The sequence below is a fragment of the Roseibium sp. genome, assembly GCF_025698965.1.
Classification (GTDB): Bacteria; Pseudomonadota; Alphaproteobacteria; order Rhizobiales; family Stappiaceae; genus Roseibium.
In genome coordinates, this window is sequence record NZ_JAILWL010000008.1 from 1 (window position 1) to 17,190 (window position 17,190).

A 17,190-nucleotide genomic window follows, 5' to 3' on the forward strand; every position below is an offset into this window, starting at 1 on the left:
GAACCGTGCAGCGCCAATCTGGTTTCAAAAACACCGCTCTGACCTTCAAAAAAACGGTCCAGCTCTTCCTGAATCTGATCGGTCACCTCTGTCCGGCCGAAACCGATCTGCCCTTTGGCAAAGGCTTGCAGTTTCTTGAATTCCGCGGGCAACGCCTTGCGGTCCAGAAACTCCAGCAGATGAAGCTGCGTGCTGTCGGTGACGGCAATCAATGGCCCCAGGGGCGACGATACCCAGTCGGCAAAGAGCAACGGTGACTGGGAAAACGTACCGGGAGCCTGACCGAGAATCTTGGCGAACGCTTCACGAAAGGCACTCGGGGATTCAAACCCAGCAGTCATCTGAGCATCGATCACCTTGCCGCCTTCGGCGAGTGTCGAAAAACCTTCCTGAAGGCGGCGCTGGCGCGCCATTTCCAAAAAAGTCATGCCGAAATGACGTTTGAACGCCCGCCTGACCGTGGACGGGTCGAGACCCATGCGAACCAGATCCGGTTCCCCCCAACGATAGCCCGGGCGCTTTTCCAGCGCCTCGATCAACGGTTTCACCACCGGATCTGCACTGGCTTCCGGTGTGGTGGGCTTGCAGCGCTTACAGGGCCGGAACCCGGCTTCGATGCATTCGCCGACAGTTTCGTAGAATGTGCAGTTTTCCCGTTTTGGCTTTCGCGCCGGACATGTAAGCCGGCAGAAGATGCCGGTGGAGGCCACACAGACGAAGACGCGCCCATCATAGGACGGATCACGTTGCAAAAGCGCTTCATAGAGCGTGTCGAAACTTGGTCGTATCATCAGCATGAACCAAAGCTAGACAGTTTCCAGTGCAACCGCAGCCGAAAATCGGGCGTTTATTCAAATATCGGCTTCGAACGGCGCCCCCTACCGGTAAACCTGATCTTCGGTCGGGAAACTGCGCTCCTTGACTTCATCGGCATAAGCTTTGACGGCAGCTTCGATCTGACCGCCGAGATTGCCGTAAACCTTGACGAATTTTGGCGGTGTCGGATTGAGACCGAGCATGTCTTCCAGGACCAGGATCTGACCGTCACATTCAGCCGACGCACCAATACCGATGGTCGGGATCGGAATTTCCTTGGTGATCTGTGCTGCCAACGGCTCGACCATGCCTTCCAGCACGACGGAAAAGGCTCCGGCTTCGGTAACTGCTGACGCATCTTCGAAATGCTGATCCCAGTCGTCTTCGTGCCGCCCCTGTGTCTTGAACCCGCCCATGACGTGGACCGATTGAGGGGTCAGACCGATATGCGCCATTACCGGAATGCCGCGTTCTGTGAGGAAGCGGATGGTCTCGGCCATGCGCACGCCACCTTCAAGTTTGACCGCACCGCACTGGGTTTCCTTCAAGACCCTCGCAGCATTGCGGAATGCCTCGGACGGGCTTTCCTCGTAAGTGCCAAAAGGCATGTCAACGACCACAAGTGCCCGTTTGGTGCCGCGCACGACTGCCTTGCCGTGCATGATCATCAGGTCAAGCGAAACACCAACGGTCGATTCCATGCCGTGCATGACCATTCCAAGACTGTCGCCAACCAGAATGAAGTCAGCATATTTGTCGACAATCGCCGCAGTATGCGCGTGATAGGATGTCAGCGAAACGATCGGGTCCCCACCCTTGCGCTTGGAGATTTGGGGAGCTGTGATCCGGCGAACTGGTTTTTGGGCGCTCATACGGCATCCTTTCGAAAAACATCAGGGTCCAAACCCTTGAAACGGATGAAGTTAGCTGGTCGGTGCCACGACACGTTGATCGATCAGCAGCACAGAGCCAAAACGGACGGCCAGCAGGATCACTGCGGGGCGGTCGATTGAACCGGAGATTTCAGCCAGGGTTTCCGCATCGCGGATGTCAACACTTTTGACCTCAGCCGAGGCTGCCGTGGCAAGCGTGTCCCGCACCATGGCTTCGAGTTCGGCGATCGTCGGCCCGGTCCTCGCCATTTTTTCGGCTTCGTCCAGGGACCTGTTCAGGATTGTTGCCTCTCGCCGATGGTCGTCCTGCAGGCGAATGTTGCGGGATGACATGGCCAGACCATCCCCTTCACGCACAATCGGATGGCCAATTATTTCCAGCGGCATATCCAGGTCACGGACCATTTGCCTGATCAGGATAAGTTGCTGGTAGTCCTTCTCACCAAAGACAGCCAGATCCGGTGTGACAATGTTGAAGAGTTTGGTCACAACGGTTGAGACACCGCGAAAATGGCCGGGCCGCAAGGCTCCCTGCAATATCCCGGAAAGACCCGGCACCTCGACATGAGCATCGCCACCGGCACCGTACATCTCTTCCACGTTCGGCATGAAGACCGCGTGCACGCCTTCGGCTTTCAGAAGCTCAAGGTCCCGCTCTTCATCTCTTGGATAGGTCGCCAGATCTTCGTTCGGGCCGAATTGTGTCGGATTTACAAAGATGCTTGTAACAACTCGATCAGCCTTTTTGCGAGCGAGGCGAACCAACCCCAGATGACCTTCGTGAAGGTATCCCATCGTCGGCACCAGCCCCACACTGATGCCTTCCCGCTTCCAGTCGCGCACGGTTTCCCGCATTTCCGCCTTTGTTCGGCAGATAATCATTCCAGTCCCTCCCAGGCCCCGGGTTCCCGCCCAAGGTCACGTTTCCTTCGCAGGTGCAGCATAAGCACACATGCGGGGAAGGTCCAGTCATCCAAAAAGCAGACTAGAATGTTCCGTCATAGGCCCGGCGCGAAATCCGGCAGGCAAGCAGTGTGAAGCCGTCTCTTTTCAACGCGTCTTCCGCTTCCTGTCTCAGATCATCCGTGTTTTCGATCCAGACCCCATGACCACCATAGGCTTTTGCCACGGCGGGAAAGTCGGTCTCGCCAAAATCCACGCCTACATTCGGTCTTTGGCTGCCACGTTGCTTCAGCTCGATCAAGGCAAGGCTGGTATCAACCAGAACGCAGATAATGACCGGAATTTTCAGGTCACGCAGTGTCGAAAGTTCGCCAAGACACATTTCCAAACCCGCATCGCCGACAAAAGCAATGACCGGAGACGGCCCATCAACCAGGCGATGTCCCATGGCAAGCGGCACGGCACAGCCCATGGTGCAGAGAGCAGAGGATTGCAGCATCTGACGCGGCATCGGGCAGCGCCAGATCTGACTGACCAGAATGCGATGGGCGCCACTGTCTGCCGTCGCCACCGTGTCCGCCGGCATAATCTGGCGCAGGGTGTGAAACACGGTGCCGGGCCCCCAGCCGGAGGCCTCCGGTTCAAATGCCTGCACCAGCTCCCGCCGAATCCTGACCGGTTCATCGTTCTGCCAGGAAGGTTTTTCCGGATCCCTTGCCTCCGTCAGAAGTTTGAGCACCGGTTCTACCGCACTGCGCAAGGTTGCCGTCACGCTGTGCATACCGTGGGTTCTCAACACCGGGGTAATGTCGATAACCGATGCGTCCGCATCCCAGGGATTGCGCCAGTTGATCCGCATCTCGATCGGATCGTAGCCGAGCAGCAAAATGCAATCGCTCTCGTTGATCAGCGGCAGCAGATGACCATCGGCCTTGGGAGACAGGCCCGCTCCGCCAAGGGCAAGCGGATGGTTCTCGTCAAGCAGGCCCTTGCCCTTGTAGCTGGTAACAAGCGGGATGTTGAAACGCTGGCAGAAATCGGAAATCGCCATGGATGCGTTTTCGTTGACGGCATCTACCCCGGCAATCGCAATTGGCCGCTCCGCGTTTGCGAACAGCTCTAGTGCGGTTTCAAGATCCGGTCCGGCAACAGGCGCTGTTGCCACGGGAGCCGATTGGAAGGTTCTTGTCCAGCGCTCGTCGGTTTCGGTTTCAGCGACCTTGATCGGAACATCGATATGCACAGGGCCCGGTTGGCCGTCGAGTGCGATTGCCAAGGCCTTTTCCATCATCACATCGAGCGCGCCTAACCTCGCTGAAAAGCTCGCCTTCACGATCGGTCGCAGCAATTGCTGGTGATCAAAGACCTGATGAGTGTAGCTTTCGGCCTCGCCGTGATCGACACAACCGGTCAGAAAGATCAACGGAACCCGGTCCTGCCAGGCATTGGCAATGACGTTGACCGCATTGGCCGCCCCCGGACCGAGCGTTGCCAGCAGGACACCGGGAGCACCATCGGCGTGCCAACCACCTTCAGCCATGAACCCGCCCGCATTTTCATGCTTCACCAGCACGAATTCCAGACCTGCCTGATCGAGAGATTGCATCAACGCCAGAACTTCACCTCCTGGGATGCCGAACGCATAGCGACAGCCTGCTGCGTGGAGTTTGCCTGCTATGATATCCGCGCCGGTAGTCATGAATTCGCTTGTCCTTTTTTGCGGGCTCCAGCACCCAGATCCAGAATGCCCTTGTCCGCCAGTTCACAAAGTCGTTCCGAGTCCAGGCCGAGATGGCGGCTCAAAATGTCTTGCGTGTCAGCGCCAAGCATCGGTGGCGCCTTGGCATAGGCGACCGGCGTTTTTTCCATGTTGATCGGAGACCCGATCAGATCGACCGTGCCACTCAATGGATGTGGCAGCGTGATGCGCATTTGCCGTTCCCTCACCTGAGGATCGGCAAAAACCTGTCCCAGATCATTCACCGGTCCGCAGGGTACGCCGGCTTCCTCCAGCAGTCTGATCCATTCCGCTGCCGTCTTTTCGATGGTCAATCTGCGGATCAGCGGGATCAGTGTCTTGCGATTGCGCACCCGGTCAGCGTTTTTGGCATAAAGCGGGTCTTTTGCCAGGTCTGGATCACCGGCAACATCGCAGAATTTCTGGAACTGGGTGTCATTGCCAACAGCGATGATGAAGGACTGGTCGGCAGCCGGGAAGGTCTCGTAGGGGACAATGGTCGGATGACCGTTACCGAGCCGTCCCGGGACTTCGCCGGATACCAGATAGCCGGCCCCCTGGTTGATCAGCCAGGAGACCTGCGCGTCGAGCAGCGAGATATCGATATGCTGTCCCTCACCTGTGGCGTGACGGTGATTGAGCGCCGCCAGGATCGACACAGTCGCATACATTCCGCACATGACATCGGCAATACCAACGCCGCATTTCGTTTCCGTCCCGCCCTCGTCGTCCGGAAAGCCGGTCAGGGACATGATACCGCCCATACCCTGGATGAGGAAATCATACCCCGCCCGGTGTGCGTAAGGCCCGGTCTGGCCGAAACCGGAAATCGAGCAATAAATCAGCTTCGGGTTACGCTGCTTAAGGGTGTCGTAATCGAGGCCGCGGCGCTTCAGGTCGCCCACCTTGAAGTTCTCGACGAGAATGTCGGCCTTGGCGGCCAGCTCCGCGATCAGCTCCTGCCCCTCGGCACTTGCCAGGTCGATGGCAACCGAGGACTTGTTCCGATTGGAAGACAGGTAGTAGGCGCTTTCCTGGGTTTCGTTTCCGGCCTTGTCTTTCAGGAACGGAGGCCCCCAGCCGCGCGTATCGTCGCCTCGGTCCGGACGTTCGATCTTGATAATCTCCGCACCAAGATCGCCCAGGACCTGAGTGCAGGTCGGGCCGGCCAGAATGCGCGACAGATCTAGGACAACGAGACCGGCAAGGGAGCCGGGAGCGGCAGCAGACTGGGACACGCATCACCTGGAAATTAGAGCGCTTTCACGAAGTTTAGGAAAAGGCCATATAGCCCCCTTCCCGTCAACTGCAAGGGTGCAGTGTCCCGAACACCTCGCCTCACTTTGTCGTTAAGGTATGGTGATCCCTCAGCTTTTCTTGGTCCAGCCCTTCATGTCGCCAAGTTCACGCCAAGCGCGCTTGATCCACCTGGCCTCAACACTGTGACCGCCATCGTGAAGACAGAGTTCCAGGAGCCCGGCTTTTGGCGTCCAGCGTTCGCATTCCAGATTGCCGTCCTTGAATCTTTTCGGTTCGGCGTCGGTCAGGTCGTTCTGTCGGCGCCAGACATCAAAGCTCTCGAATACATCGCCCTGTTTCCATTGCCCGCCACCCAGCCAGCGCCCCGCCAGAGGAACAACCGTGTCACCCGTACCGTGCACATGGAACAGGTAGGGGTTTTCGGTCGGGCAATTGTCCGGTAACGGCTCCCAGAATGCACCCGCGATCGGCGCATAGCCGGAAAACCGGCCAGAGTCTTCACAGGCCAGATACCAGGTCATGAACCCGCCGGACGAAAACCCGGAGAGCATCGTACGATCCTTATCGACCCCGAAACGGTCCGAAAGATCGTCCAGTACCCGGTCAAAAAACTCCGACTCGTTGCGCAAACTGCGCGGTGCCGTCGGGAAAGACCATGTGCCGTTGACACCCTGCACCGCTACAAAGGCGACCCCGAGCTCATCTGCCATCCGCTGAAACCCCTTGTTGCGGATCGCATTGACGGCTTTGCCGCGGTGACCGTGCAAATAAAGGATTGCTCCAAGAGGCTCCTCGCCCTGCCGGTTCTCCGGCAAGTGCACGTAATATTGGCCGTTCTCAATTTCACACGGCATTTCCTCGCCGCATGAAGCCGTCTCTGCCGCGTATGTGGCTGGAGATGAAATCAGGGAAGCCAGAAGGGATGCACAGGCCAGGGACAGGAAAAACTTCGTATGCAATACCGGCTCCTGCAAAAGCGTCAGCGGAAAATGACCGCCGGGTTGGGTTCTGCTGCAAAGATTGGATTTCAGCGGGAAATTGTCCAGCTTCCCCTGTTCACAAATCAGCGAGACGCCTTGGCGCTATTCCCAGGCGCCCTCGGTTGGAATGTTGAGTACACGGCCGCAATGCTTGCAGTGGACCGCATCCGTGTCATGGCGGCTGAGACCGCAATCCGGACACGAGACCTGGGCTTTTGACGGCCGGAATATCGTTTGAACCAGGCGCAGAAACAGCGCAACACCGAAAATCATGATCAGAACCGTCATGAAGCGGCCAACGCTGTCGGTCATGGTGATGTCGCCATAACCGGTCGTCGTCAACGTGGTAACGGTAAAATAGAGCGCATCCAGATAGGTGTTGATATTCTCGTTCCGATCATCCTCCACGACAAAAACAATTGCCGTTACCACGAAGATGAACACAACGAGATTAACTGCGGATTGCATGATCTCCTCGTTCCGCCGAAACCAGCTGGATGCTTCACGCAGCTCCTTCAAAAGGTGGTAGGAGCGCATCAGGCGCAGCATTCTGACGACGCGCAGGAAAGCGAAGTTCTCAAGGAATGCCGGCGCGATCAGGGATGCGATTACGATCAGATCGGCAAGCGAGGTGAATGTGACGGCATATCGGGCCGGGTTTGCCGCCGCGATCATCCGGGCAAAATAGTCCAGGGTCAGAACGCTGGCGATCGCGTAGTCCAGTTCGTGGTGAACCCGGTTGGGATCCAGTACGGAGGAGACGATGAAATAGCCGATAGTGATCAGATCGAAAGCCAGCAGACCATACCGGAAGGCACGAGCCTTCACTGAATGCCCAAAATAAAGTTGGCGCAAAAATGTCTGTAAAGCCGGTATCTCGACCGTCATCAATGTTGCCCCATACCCTGTTGTTCAAATTCTTGGCCACCCGACAAGAAGCAGCGTTAAAAGTCAATCCGCCATACCCGCAAACCCGGGAGGCTTCTTACCATTCGTGCGGAATCCGCACGACCGTGTTGCAAACAAGCGGTTTATTCCTCGCCCATCTCCTACTAAATTCGCTCCACGAGAAACAAGGCCGCTGCAGGCCAGGTTGATAAATGCGGGGAATTAGATGTTTGATTTGTCGGGACAAGTTGCCCTGGTGACCGGCGCGAGCCGTGGTATCGGTGAAGCCGGTGCCCGCAGCCTTGCCAAACACGGTGCAAAGGTTGTGCTGGCAGCCCGGACCAGTGGCGATATTGAGCGTATCGCAGCCGACATCGTTGCATCCGGCGGCGAAGCCAAGGCCATCACCTGCGATGTTGCAAGTTATGAGGATGTTGCCAACGCGGTAGAGGTCTGCATCGACACATATGGTGGCATTGACATTCTGGTGAACAATGCCGGGGTGATTGAACCAATAAGCCGGATTGAGACTTCCGACCCGGCAACCTGGGGCAATGTCATCGATATCAATGTGAAGGGTGTCTATCACGGCCTGCGTGCCGTCGCGCCCTACATGCTTCAAAAAGGGTCGGGAACCATCGTCAACATCAGTTCCGGCGCTGCTGCGGGGGCGTTGGAAGGCTGGAGCCAATATTGTTCGTCGAAGGCCGCCGCCCTTTCGCTGACACGCTGTGGCGACAAGGAATTTGGCGACAAGGGCCTGCGCGTCGTTGGCCTCAGCCCGGGAACAGTTGCAACTCAGATGCAGGTCGACATCAAGGCCTCCGGAATCAATCCGGTCAGCCAACTCGATCCGGCCGTCCACATACCGCCAGAATGGGTAGGTGAAGCGATCTGCTGGCTGTGCACGGATGCGGGTGATGCCTATCGTGGCACCGATTGCTCCTTGCGCGATGAAGATGTGCGCAAGGCCATCGGTGTCATCTGAGAGCCTTCGTACTGCTAAAAAAATGGCGGCCGATGGCCGCCATTTCTGCATTCGGGGACTGCCGGCTCAAGCCAGCAGGCTGTCGTTCTGCGACCCAAGGTCCAATCCAACGATGACCGGATCGTGGTCGGAACTGGCGAAGACGTCGTCGTTATAGAAACCTGAGTCTGTGAAGCTGTCGTCATAGTTCAGCAGATCCGGCTCATCGGCATTGATGTGCCACTCGGTAAGACCGGTGACCTGCATTGCCATGCCTTCGCTCGCCAACGCCTGGTCGAGCGTGCCTTGCTGACCGTCAAAGACAAAGCTGTAGGCGTCTTCCTGCCCGATGAACTGGTCGATCAGATCGGTGTATCCCGCATCGTCGCGCACAGCCTGAACCGGATCTTCTTCGGCATAGGCATTGAAGTCGCCCATCACCAGATAATCGGCGTCAGTAATTCCGAGACCTGACAGCGCCGCTGCATAATCGCCTTCCAGCAAGGCCACCAGCTCTGTTGCGGCATCCGTGCGCACCTGGTTCCAGAACCCCTGGCCATTGCCCTGGTCAAAGTTCGGGTCCGAGACAAGGGCCGCCAAAGCTGCTTCAACCGTTGCAATTTCAGCATCCGGGATGGAGCCTGCATCCAGCTGGGCCTGAATACTTTCGGCCAAATCCTGCAGATTGCTGTCCCCCTTGGACTTGAAATGGTTGGATGCGACCGTGAAGATCTCGCCATTCTCATCCTGGAATGTCGCAACAGTTGCCGGCCGGTTGCGCTGGAAATCACCTACCTGGTCGCCGGAAGACACATAGGGATTGAGAATTTCAGCAATCGCATAGGTATCGGCTGCGGAAGCTTCCTCGAAGACAAGCGCATCGGCATACACCAATGTCAGCTTGGTGGTATCGTAGATCATGCCTGTCATGATCGCATCCGAGCCGAGGAACCCGTCGGACCCGAGCGGATTGACATACGCATAGACAGCGCCGGTGCCGTCAGCGTCTGCCTTGGCATTCAACTCATCAACCAGAGTTGCAATCGCGGATGCATCGTTGAAGCCGTTGTTTTCGATTTCCTGCAATGCAAAGACTTCCGCGCCGGTCTCAATCATGGCTTCAACGATCTTTGCCGTCTGCCGATCAAACTCGGCCTGATTGTCGGCACCTCGCGGATCAAGAGTACCGTCAGGTCCAGTGCCCCCTGAGAATGTGGTGAAGTAGTTCAGAACATTGAAGCTTGCGACCTGTATGTCCCCACCGACATCGGCAGGGGTGTCTTCTCGCGCACCGGAATTGGTGGTTTCGTCGATGTCCAGAGTTCCATCTACCAGAACCTTGTATTCCGGATCACCGAAGCTGCTGACCTGCTCGACGGTGAGCACGCCTTCAATCGGAGACGCGATCTCCGCGCCTAGCCGCAGGGTCGGGCCATCTGCCGAGAAATCGTCACCGCTGCTGAGCACGCCGTCTCCGTCGTCACCGGCAGTGTCGTTGGCCACATAACCGTAGCTGTCCGGATTCTGCTGCGACGACCCGTCGGTGATAACGATACGATTGTTCTGATTGTTCTCGATGACTTGAGCAACTTCATCGGCCTGGGTCTGCGCATCATAGAGCTGTGTCGCCTGGGTCTGGGTTCCCGCGCTTACAGAGATATCGCCGTAACGGTCGAAATTGAAGTTTTCTATGATGGTGAGTTCTTCGCCTTCGATGCCACTGGTCACCGAGATGCGCATGCCTTCATATTGCTCGAAGTTTGTCGCGATGGTGGACAGTTGGATGTTGGCGGCAGTCGGCAGCGTTGTGCCGCTTGCGATGACGTTGAGATAATCGACAGTGTCGATTTGCGTGAGCGTATTGAACTCGTCAACCAGCCCGCCAAGCTTGACCAGATCGCCGGATTGAACAGTTGGTTCGCTTCCGGTGAAAACGAAAATGCCTTCCGACGTCAGTCCGTTACCGTCTGCATCTGCGTCTTCTTCCTGCAGGAAAAAGCCGTTGCTGGTTGTGTAGGTTACGACGGCGGAGACGATGACATACTGACCCAGAAGCAGGCTTGCGGAGCCTTCACCCTGAATTTCGGAAATCAGGGTGACGTCGTCCTCGTTCTGGACAATCGTCGTCGCAATCTGGTCGGCAATCGTTCCGTTGACAGGGTCCGTCAGCGTAACCGCCAGCGTTTCATCACATTCGTCCAGTACATCGCCGGCGATTTCCAATGTGATTGTTTTGGTTGTTTCACCTGCAGCGAATTCCAGAGCACCCGAGAGATCTCCAGCAGCAAAGTCTTCAGCGTCAAGATCACCAATGACCTCATAGGCAACAGATCCGGCTTCGGACGTATCGCCGGAGCGACTGACCTCGAACGTGACGGTTGTGCTGCCGCTGTCACCTTCAAATATCTGAGCTTCCTGAGCCGAGACCGAGTAAGCCGGTTCTCCGGTGGAGCTTGTGTCGACTTCACCCTCGATCACCAGATTTTGCATGGCGAAGGCCTCAGAACCGCCATCCGCATTGGCCGTAAACGTGATCTCAAGCTCCGAACCCGATCCGGTGATCGACTGTGTCAGGGTCTGAAGCGCGTTTGAAAGAACGGTGCCTGTGGTGGTTTCAACCAACGGATCGTTCAGCGTGACTACCGCGCCGCCGGCCAGTGTGTAATCAAGGCTGGCGTCCTCGTCCGCCTCGAAGCTGAACAGGGTCTGTTCCTGACCGCCGTCAATGCTGTAGGTGACGGTGAAGCTGTCGGAGCTTTCAAAATCCCCCATGGCACCGGCGTCAAGCGCCACCGAAAGATTGTAGAAGCCGGAAATGTCGAACACCCAGCTTGCCGTCACCGGATCTGAATTGTCCGAATTGATCGTGTCGGTAGCACCGAAGAACTCATCCGAATTCGTCGCGCTATCGATGATCCCGAGCGTATCGGATGGGAATGAACCACCACTGTCGTCGACGATGGAAAACGGAATGCTGTCGCCGACCGTGTATTTGCCGAAACCGTCGCCGGCACTGCTGAAAACCGGGCTGTTGTTGGTAAAGCTGATCAGGTTCTGGCTGGCGGAACCGACCATGTCGAAAGCGACGACAACCCGTTCCGAAGCTTCTGATGCCTCGATCACCAGGTTCTGAACCGCAAAGGCCTCCGAGCCGCCATCGGCGGTACCGGTCAGTTTGACAGTCAGTTCCGACCCCGACCCCTCAAGGGATTTGGTCAATGTCTGCAACACATTGCTCAAGACCGTCGATGTTGTCGTTTCCACGAGAGGGTCATCCAGCGAAAAGGAAGAACCACCGGCAAGCGTATAGGTCTGGCTGGCATCTTCATCGGCGCTGAAGCTGAACAGCTCCTGCTCGGTTCCGCCATCGATGCTGTAGGTAATCGTGATTGTATCGGAGCTTTCGAAATCACCCATGGCGCCGGCGTCGATCGACAGAGACAGGTTGTCGTACCCTTCAATATCGAACACCCAGACGGCATTCAAAGGCCCGTCATTGTCACTGTTTTGCGTGTCGACCAGGCCAAAAAACTCGTCAGCGTTCGTGGCACTGTCAATAATGCCGAGCGTGTCAGCGGGGAACGCGCCTCCGCTGTCATCGACGATGGCGAACGGAATGCTGTCACCGACAGTGTATTTGCCGAACCCGTCACCGGCACTGCTGAACTCCGGAGCATCCGTGGTGAAGCTTTTCAGGTTCTGGCTTTGAGACCCCAGCATATCGTAGGCAACGGCCGTGCCCGGCTGCGCTTCCGCAACATCCTTGACATAGATCGCGACGTCTTTCGAGGTCACACCGCCATTGCCGTCAGATGCTGAAATCGTGACGCGATAAATGTTGTCGCCGTCAACATCTTCCGGGTTTTCAAAATCGGGTGCGGTCACGAAACGCAGTTCACCTGTCGCCGGATCGATCTCGAAATTCGCGGCGTCGTCTCCTCCGGAAATGGAGAAAGTTACGTCATCGCCCTCCGGATCATGGGCGTCGGCAATAGAAACGACAGCATCACTGTTTTCGGAAAATGCGACAACAGATGTCTGGCACAGGGCCGGTGCATCGTTTTTACCTGTGATGGTCACCGAAACGGTGGCCGTGGAGGTGCCGCCATTGCCATCGTCAACGGTGTAGGAGAACGTGTCTGTGACTGTTTCGCCTTCCTGCAACGCATCGAATTGACCTGCTGGATTGTAGGTAATCTGACCATCGATGAAGGTGATGACCGCACCCAATTCACTGAGGACGTCAACACCGGTAACGGTCAGCGTGTCACCGTCGAAATCCGTGTCATTGGCCAACAGATCGTCTGTCGACAGGGTGAGCGCCGTGTCTTCATCCGTTGCGGCAGCGTCATCCAGTGCAAGAACCTGATTGTTCCGGCCATCAATATAGAGCGTGTAGTCTTCTTCTTCGAAATAGAGAGCCTCGACCCTTTTGAGGTAATCCACTTCGACCGGACGACCGTCATCGCCAAAACGGGTTACGATTGCCGTTGTCGAAAACCAGCTGCAATGCAGGTCGATGTCGTAGTCGAAAATCGACCCGTCAAACGCGGCGGTATCAAAACCGCGGCCACCGTCTACAAAGTCGTTGCCGCTGCCCGCATGGATCCAGTCATTTCCACGGCCGGCAAATATCCTGTCATTTCCACCATTGCCGTAGATTTCATCTGCCCCACCGAACCCGAAGATGAAATCCGCCCAATCCGATCCTTCCAGAACATTGGCGTGATTGTTGCCGAAAACGTACCCAAAACGGAAATGCCAGGTCATTGATAGATACCCCTCATCTAAACGACTCTGAGGCGGTAGGTAGTCCATGCCCCATGTCAGAAGCATGTCAGTCTTCTGACATTTGACCGTTTGGGCAAGAAAAATTTAGCCGTGAAATTAATGACTTAGATTGCAAATATGTAGAATTTCTCAACAATTGCGGTCGCAAACAACCTTGGTACAACTTCGTAACATTCTGTTAGGAAACCACTTTTTCTCACTCGTAATTTTACGTAAGTGACAACTACTTTAGATAAGCTGAACTATGAATCACAATCAAATTTTTTCCACTGGCTGAATTTTTTTTCAACATTGATCGATTTCCAAAACAAAAGAGGGCCGCAATGCGGCCCTCCCATGAGATCTACGTGACTTGATGTCCGGATCAGATCCCAGTGAAACTTTTCAACGCAAGAGGCTGCTCCAGCACCGAAACATTCCACCCAGACAATTGGGTCACGCTCAGATACTCATTAGACATGGGCACACCTCCTTTCTCTTGTTAACGACACAATTAATGTGAGGCTTTCAAAGCCGCATCACAAGTCCAAAACTTCAAAGATCCCCGTGCAAAACAAACATGTGAGATATGTGTTACTGAGAGGACACAGCCTGATCGGCGATCGTTTGAAACACGTTGTCGAGTTCTGCGGCCAGTTCAGCCAGAGCATCTCCGCCTTCTTCCATGTAAGGCGCGAACACGAATCCGGGCGTTTTCCACGAGAGCGTCGCCGTGCCGTCACTGTTTTCGGTAACGTAGAATCGGATCGGGGCTTCAATGCCGGCGGCAATGGATGCCTCCAGCATCCGCAGCGCATAATCATTGCGGTAGACCCCGACGATCCGGTTCCCCGGGATCGTGATGCCACGCCCCTTGGCGCCGGCGGATGCACTTGCCTGCGTGACGAGCAACATCTTCTGCGCCTTTACCGCCGTTTTCAGATCTTCAACAAGATTGCCATAACTCTTGGTCGTGGGGACGACCTGCCAGCCTTCACGCGGCGAAACACTGTCCGCTCGGGTGCTTGCTGTTGCGAGCGAAAGCAGGAATATGAAACTTGCAAAAAGGCGCATGAACTGGACTCCCGGTGGCCGGCTTGAAGATCACAGTCAATTTACCGATCCCGAAATCACGCGTATTTCACATTCAGGTGTGCGCCTTTGAAGGCTGTTCCATCCCGAACCGCACCCTGAGACGGGTCCCCAGAAGGCTGCCGAGAAAGCCGAAAACCAACCACAACCAACCATGCAGGGACCCCGAGACGAGACCTCCAAGATATGCCCCGATGTTGCAACCATAGGCGAGACGGGCCCCGTATCCCATCAGCAAGCCGCCGGCAATTGCGGTCAGAACGTCTCTCCGGCCCAATTGCCAGACCGGCGCGAACCTGCCAGCCAGTGCAGCCGCGATCATCGCACCCAGAATGACGCCGAAATCCATCACCGATGTCGTGTCGCGCAGAACTGAATTTTCCAGCGCACTGCGCTGCCAGGTCCAGTAGGGCCAGGTGTCCACCGGAATGCCCAGCGCATGAAACAATTTGCCGCCCCACAGCGCAAATGCGGAGGTGATCCCCCAGGGTCTGCCGACAACAACAAACGTCGCAATCCCCACAAGCGCCAGCATCACCGCGCCCAACATTGGCGACCAGGGGCCAGCCAGAAACGACCCCGTTCTTCGCAAAGGGGCAATGTCGCCGTGAGCACCGCGCTCGATGCGAAGTGTCGCCCATGCCAACATCCCCAAAACCAGGGCCGTAAGCAGAAAGGCACCATGGGGCCCGAATTCGCGGATAATCGACACGGGCGGCAGTTTCGGCAGTTTCCCCCACACGTGAAGATGGGCGGTGGCAACGACCGAGCCGAGAATGAAGGCGGTCAGCGTGATCATCATCCGTGTGGAGCCGCCACCGGCTGTAAACAATGTACCGGAGCCACAGCCGCCACCCAGTTGCATGCCGATACCGAACATGAAAGCGCCAAGTGCTGCTGCCACCCCGAAAGGAAAGACGAAACCGCCCGTCGGCCAACCCAACTGGCTGCCCCAGGCGATCAGGGGAAAGGAAACCGCGCTTGTCAGGAGGATGAGCACGAATTGGGCGCGCAGTCCTCCGCCGCGCTTTTCGGTTACGATCCGGCGCCATGCTGCCGTGAAGCCGAAGCTGGCATGATACAGTGACAATCCCGCAACTCCGCCAATCAGCGTCGCGGCGGCCTGGCGCGGACCGGCCTCCGCATAGGCACCGATCGCAATCAGAAGCAACAGGCAAGCGGCAATTCCGACAACGGTTGCTTGCGATCTTTGAACGGTCAACGCCATGAATTGTCATCCCTGAGGCAGCGCCCTGCTCGACGAAAGCAGGCTGCCGATAGTTTCAATTCCACCCTCGCATCAGTGGCCATAATTTCGCAATGAAAGTGTCATTTTGTGGCCTACACAATGCCAACACCTTTTTGTGTTTTGCAGTTCATGTGAAGCGTGCGGAATTTAGGCAGTGACTTTGCATTCAGCTGGATGGCTCCTTGATCGATTTTCGATCGGTTCGGGAGGCACAGCTTTGAAACCATGAAGGCCTGACATGCGTCTTAGTGACCAATTCGGATTTGACCTTACGCTGACAGACAAGGACGCCCTTGCGTCGTGGAACGCAACCGTACAGGCCTTTCTGGCCCACGGCAAAGAAACGCCGACGCATCTGGAAACCTGCCTGCATCTTGCACCCGACTTCGCGCTTGGTCACGCGGCACGTGGCCTGTTCTGCCTCTTGCTAGGACGCAAGGAACTCAACGCCACCGCTCGAGAGTGCCTGTCCATTGCCCGAACCTCAGCAGAACACACGCCGATCACCGATCGGGAGACCGCTGTTCTCGACGCATTGGGAGCCTGGCTGCAAGGATTTCCGACAAGGTCTGCCGACATTCTAGACGCAATGCTTGTGAAAGTGCCTGAAGATGCGCTGATCATGAAACTTGTCCATGCCATCCGCTTCGTGCTCGGCGACTCGGCCGGAATGTACCAGTCCATCGAGCGCATCTATCCCGCGTTTGGAGAAGCGCATCCTGCCTATGGCTACCTCCTCGGCTGCAGAGCGTTTTCGCTGGAAGAGACAGGGGACTACAGGCAAGCGGAAGCTTCAGGCCGCCGTGGTCTGGAATTCGCCCGTGACGATGCCTGGGGACTTCATGCGGTTGCCCATGTGCATGACATGACCGGACGGTCCGAAGAAGGGGCCGGCTGGCTGGAAAATCATCCGGACGGTTGGGCTCACTGCAACAATTTCGGCTATCACGTGTGGTGGCACCTTGCGCTGATGTATCTGGATCAGGGCCAGGCCGACAAGGCGCTTGCGCTTTACGATGCCGATATCCGCAAGGACAAGACCGACGACTATCGCGACATCTCGAATGCCGCTTCGCTGCTGGTACGGCTGGAGCTTGAAGGTGTGGATGTCGGTTCCCGCTGGGACGAAATCGCCCTGCTTTCCGACAAACGTGCCGAGGACGGCTGCAATGTTTTTGCCGATCTGCATTATCTGCTGGCGCTTTTGAATGGCGGTCGCCGCATGGGCGCTGACCGGCTGCTCACCGGTTTGAAGGAACGTGCAAAACACGAGACCGATATCGGCCGGATCACTGCCGAAGCCGGATTGCCAACCGGTCTGGGTCTGGAACAGTACCGGAAAGGAAACTTCGCCTCTGCCTTCACATTGCTGACGTCGTCCAGAGACAATCTATACATGGTCGGCGGATCTCACGCCCAACGCGACGTCTTCGAGCGGATCACTATCGACGCGGCTTTGCGTGCAGGCTTTTCGACCGAAGCGGAAGTCCTGATAAAGAGCCGCAGCCGCAAACGCGGTGCGCTTGACCGGTTTGCCGAGCAACGTCTTGAAGTTTGCGATAAGATGCAACGCGCCGAGCAGGTGATGGAAGATGAAAAACTCCGGGCGGCGAATTCGGTCTAAAGCCTTCCCC

12 protein-coding genes are annotated in these 17,190 nt (G+C 56.5%); 2 read left to right on the forward strand and 10 right to left on the reverse strand.

The annotated features are described in order from the left end of the window. The 7 genes from K5905_RS01400 to K5905_RS01430 all read right to left on the reverse strand — a co-directional run. The coding region (locus tag K5905_RS01400; RefSeq protein ID WP_297579352.1) for a bifunctional transcriptional activator/DNA repair enzyme AdaA at positions 1–797 on the reverse strand (797 nt) is incomplete at its 3' end. An 81-nt stretch (positions 798–878) separates the two neighbouring features. Continuing rightward, a complete protein-coding gene (panB, locus tag K5905_RS01405; RefSeq protein WP_297579354.1) occupies positions 879–1,688 on the reverse strand; it encodes a 3-methyl-2-oxobutanoate hydroxymethyltransferase in 810 nt (269 codons plus the stop codon). 51 nt (positions 1,689–1,739) lie between these two features. Further along, positions 1,740–2,591 carry a pantoate--beta-alanine ligase gene (panC, locus tag K5905_RS01410; RefSeq protein ID WP_297579357.1) on the reverse strand — a complete coding sequence of 284 codons (852 nt, stop codon included), beginning with the start codon at positions 2,589–2,591 and terminating at the stop codon, positions 1,740–1,742. Between the two features lie 103 nt (positions 2,592–2,694). Beyond that, a complete protein-coding gene (locus K5905_RS01415; RefSeq protein WP_297579360.1) occupies positions 2,695–4,311 on the reverse strand; it encodes a thiamine pyrophosphate-binding protein in 1,617 nt (538 codons plus the stop codon). After that, the gene (locus tag K5905_RS01420; protein ID WP_297579363.1) at positions 4,308–5,588 is read right to left on the reverse strand and encodes a CaiB/BaiF CoA-transferase family protein; all 1,281 of its coding nucleotides are present in this window, start codon (positions 5,586–5,588) and stop codon (positions 4,308–4,310) included. The genes K5905_RS01415 and K5905_RS01420 overlap by 4 nt, the downstream gene beginning before the upstream one ends. A 129-nt stretch (positions 5,589–5,717) precedes the next feature. Then, the gene (locus K5905_RS01425) at positions 5,718–6,569 is read right to left on the reverse strand and encodes an alpha/beta hydrolase-fold protein (RefSeq protein ID WP_297579366.1); all 852 of its coding nucleotides are present in this window, start codon (positions 6,567–6,569) and stop codon (positions 5,718–5,720) included. Positions 6,570–6,692: 123 nt separating this feature from the next. Next, complete coding sequence (locus K5905_RS01430) at positions 6,693–7,478, reverse strand: ion transporter (protein ID WP_297579369.1); 786 nt, start codon at positions 7,476–7,478, stop codon at positions 6,693–6,695. 226 nt (positions 7,479–7,704) lie between these two features. Between K5905_RS01430 and K5905_RS01435 the strand changes: the two genes are divergently transcribed. Next, complete coding sequence (locus K5905_RS01435; RefSeq protein WP_297579371.1) at positions 7,705–8,466, forward strand: SDR family oxidoreductase; 762 nt, start codon at positions 7,705–7,707, stop codon at positions 8,464–8,466. A 66-nt stretch (positions 8,467–8,532) separates the two neighbouring features. On the opposite strand, the gene K5905_RS01440 is transcribed toward K5905_RS01435, so the two are convergent. The 3 genes from K5905_RS01440 to K5905_RS01450 form a co-directional block, all read right to left on the reverse strand. Beyond that, on the reverse strand, positions 8,533–13,215 hold the full coding sequence (locus tag K5905_RS01440) for an ExeM/NucH family extracellular endonuclease (RefSeq protein WP_297579374.1): 4,683 nt from the start codon (positions 13,213–13,215) through the stop codon (positions 8,533–8,535). Between the two features lie 594 nt (positions 13,216–13,809). Continuing rightward, entirely contained in the window at positions 13,810–14,289 is a 480-nt protein-coding gene (locus tag K5905_RS01445) for a DUF302 domain-containing protein (RefSeq protein ID WP_297579377.1), read from the reverse strand. Positions 14,290–14,362: 73 nt separating this feature from the next. Continuing rightward, entirely contained in the window at positions 14,363–15,535 is a 1,173-nt protein-coding gene (locus tag K5905_RS01450) for a YeeE/YedE family protein (protein ID WP_297579380.1), read from the reverse strand. Between the two features lie 259 nt (positions 15,536–15,794). On the opposite strand from K5905_RS01450, the gene K5905_RS01455 reads away from it, so the two are divergent. Further along, positions 15,795–17,180 (forward strand): tetratricopeptide repeat protein, encoded by a 1,386-nt coding sequence (locus K5905_RS01455; protein ID WP_297579383.1) that lies wholly within the window; start codon positions 15,795–15,797, stop codon positions 17,178–17,180. Positions 17,181–17,190: the final 10 nt, after the last annotated feature.

Bases quoted from the DNA above. Each gene is read 5' to 3' on its own strand.
- panB (WP_297579354.1), bottom strand. From the start codon at position 1,688: ATGAGCGCCCAAAAACCAGTTCGCCGGATCACAGCTCCCCAAATCTCC.
- panC (WP_297579357.1), bottom strand. From the start codon at position 2,591: ATGATTATCTGCCGAACAAAGGCGGAAATGCGGGAAACCGTGCGCGAC.
- K5905_RS01415 (WP_297579360.1), bottom strand. From the start codon at position 4,311: ATGACTACCGGCGCGGATATCATAGCAGGCAAACTCCACGCAGCAGGC.
- K5905_RS01430 (WP_297579369.1), bottom strand. From the start codon at position 7,478: ATGACGGTCGAGATACCGGCTTTACAGACATTTTTGCGCCAACTTTAT.
- K5905_RS01435 (WP_297579371.1), top strand. From the start codon at position 7,705: ATGTTTGATTTGTCGGGACAAGTTGCCCTGGTGACCGGCGCGAGCCGT.
- K5905_RS01440 (WP_297579374.1), bottom strand. From the start codon at position 13,215: ATGACCTGGCATTTCCGTTTTGGGTACGTTTTCGGCAACAATCACGCC.
- K5905_RS01445 (WP_297579377.1), bottom strand. From the start codon at position 14,289: ATGCGCCTTTTTGCAAGTTTCATATTCCTGCTTTCGCTCGCAACAGCA.
- K5905_RS01450 (WP_297579380.1), bottom strand. From the start codon at position 15,535: ATGGCGTTGACCGTTCAAAGATCGCAAGCAACCGTTGTCGGAATTGCC.
- K5905_RS01455 (WP_297579383.1), top strand. From the start codon at position 15,795: ATGCGTCTTAGTGACCAATTCGGATTTGACCTTACGCTGACAGACAAG.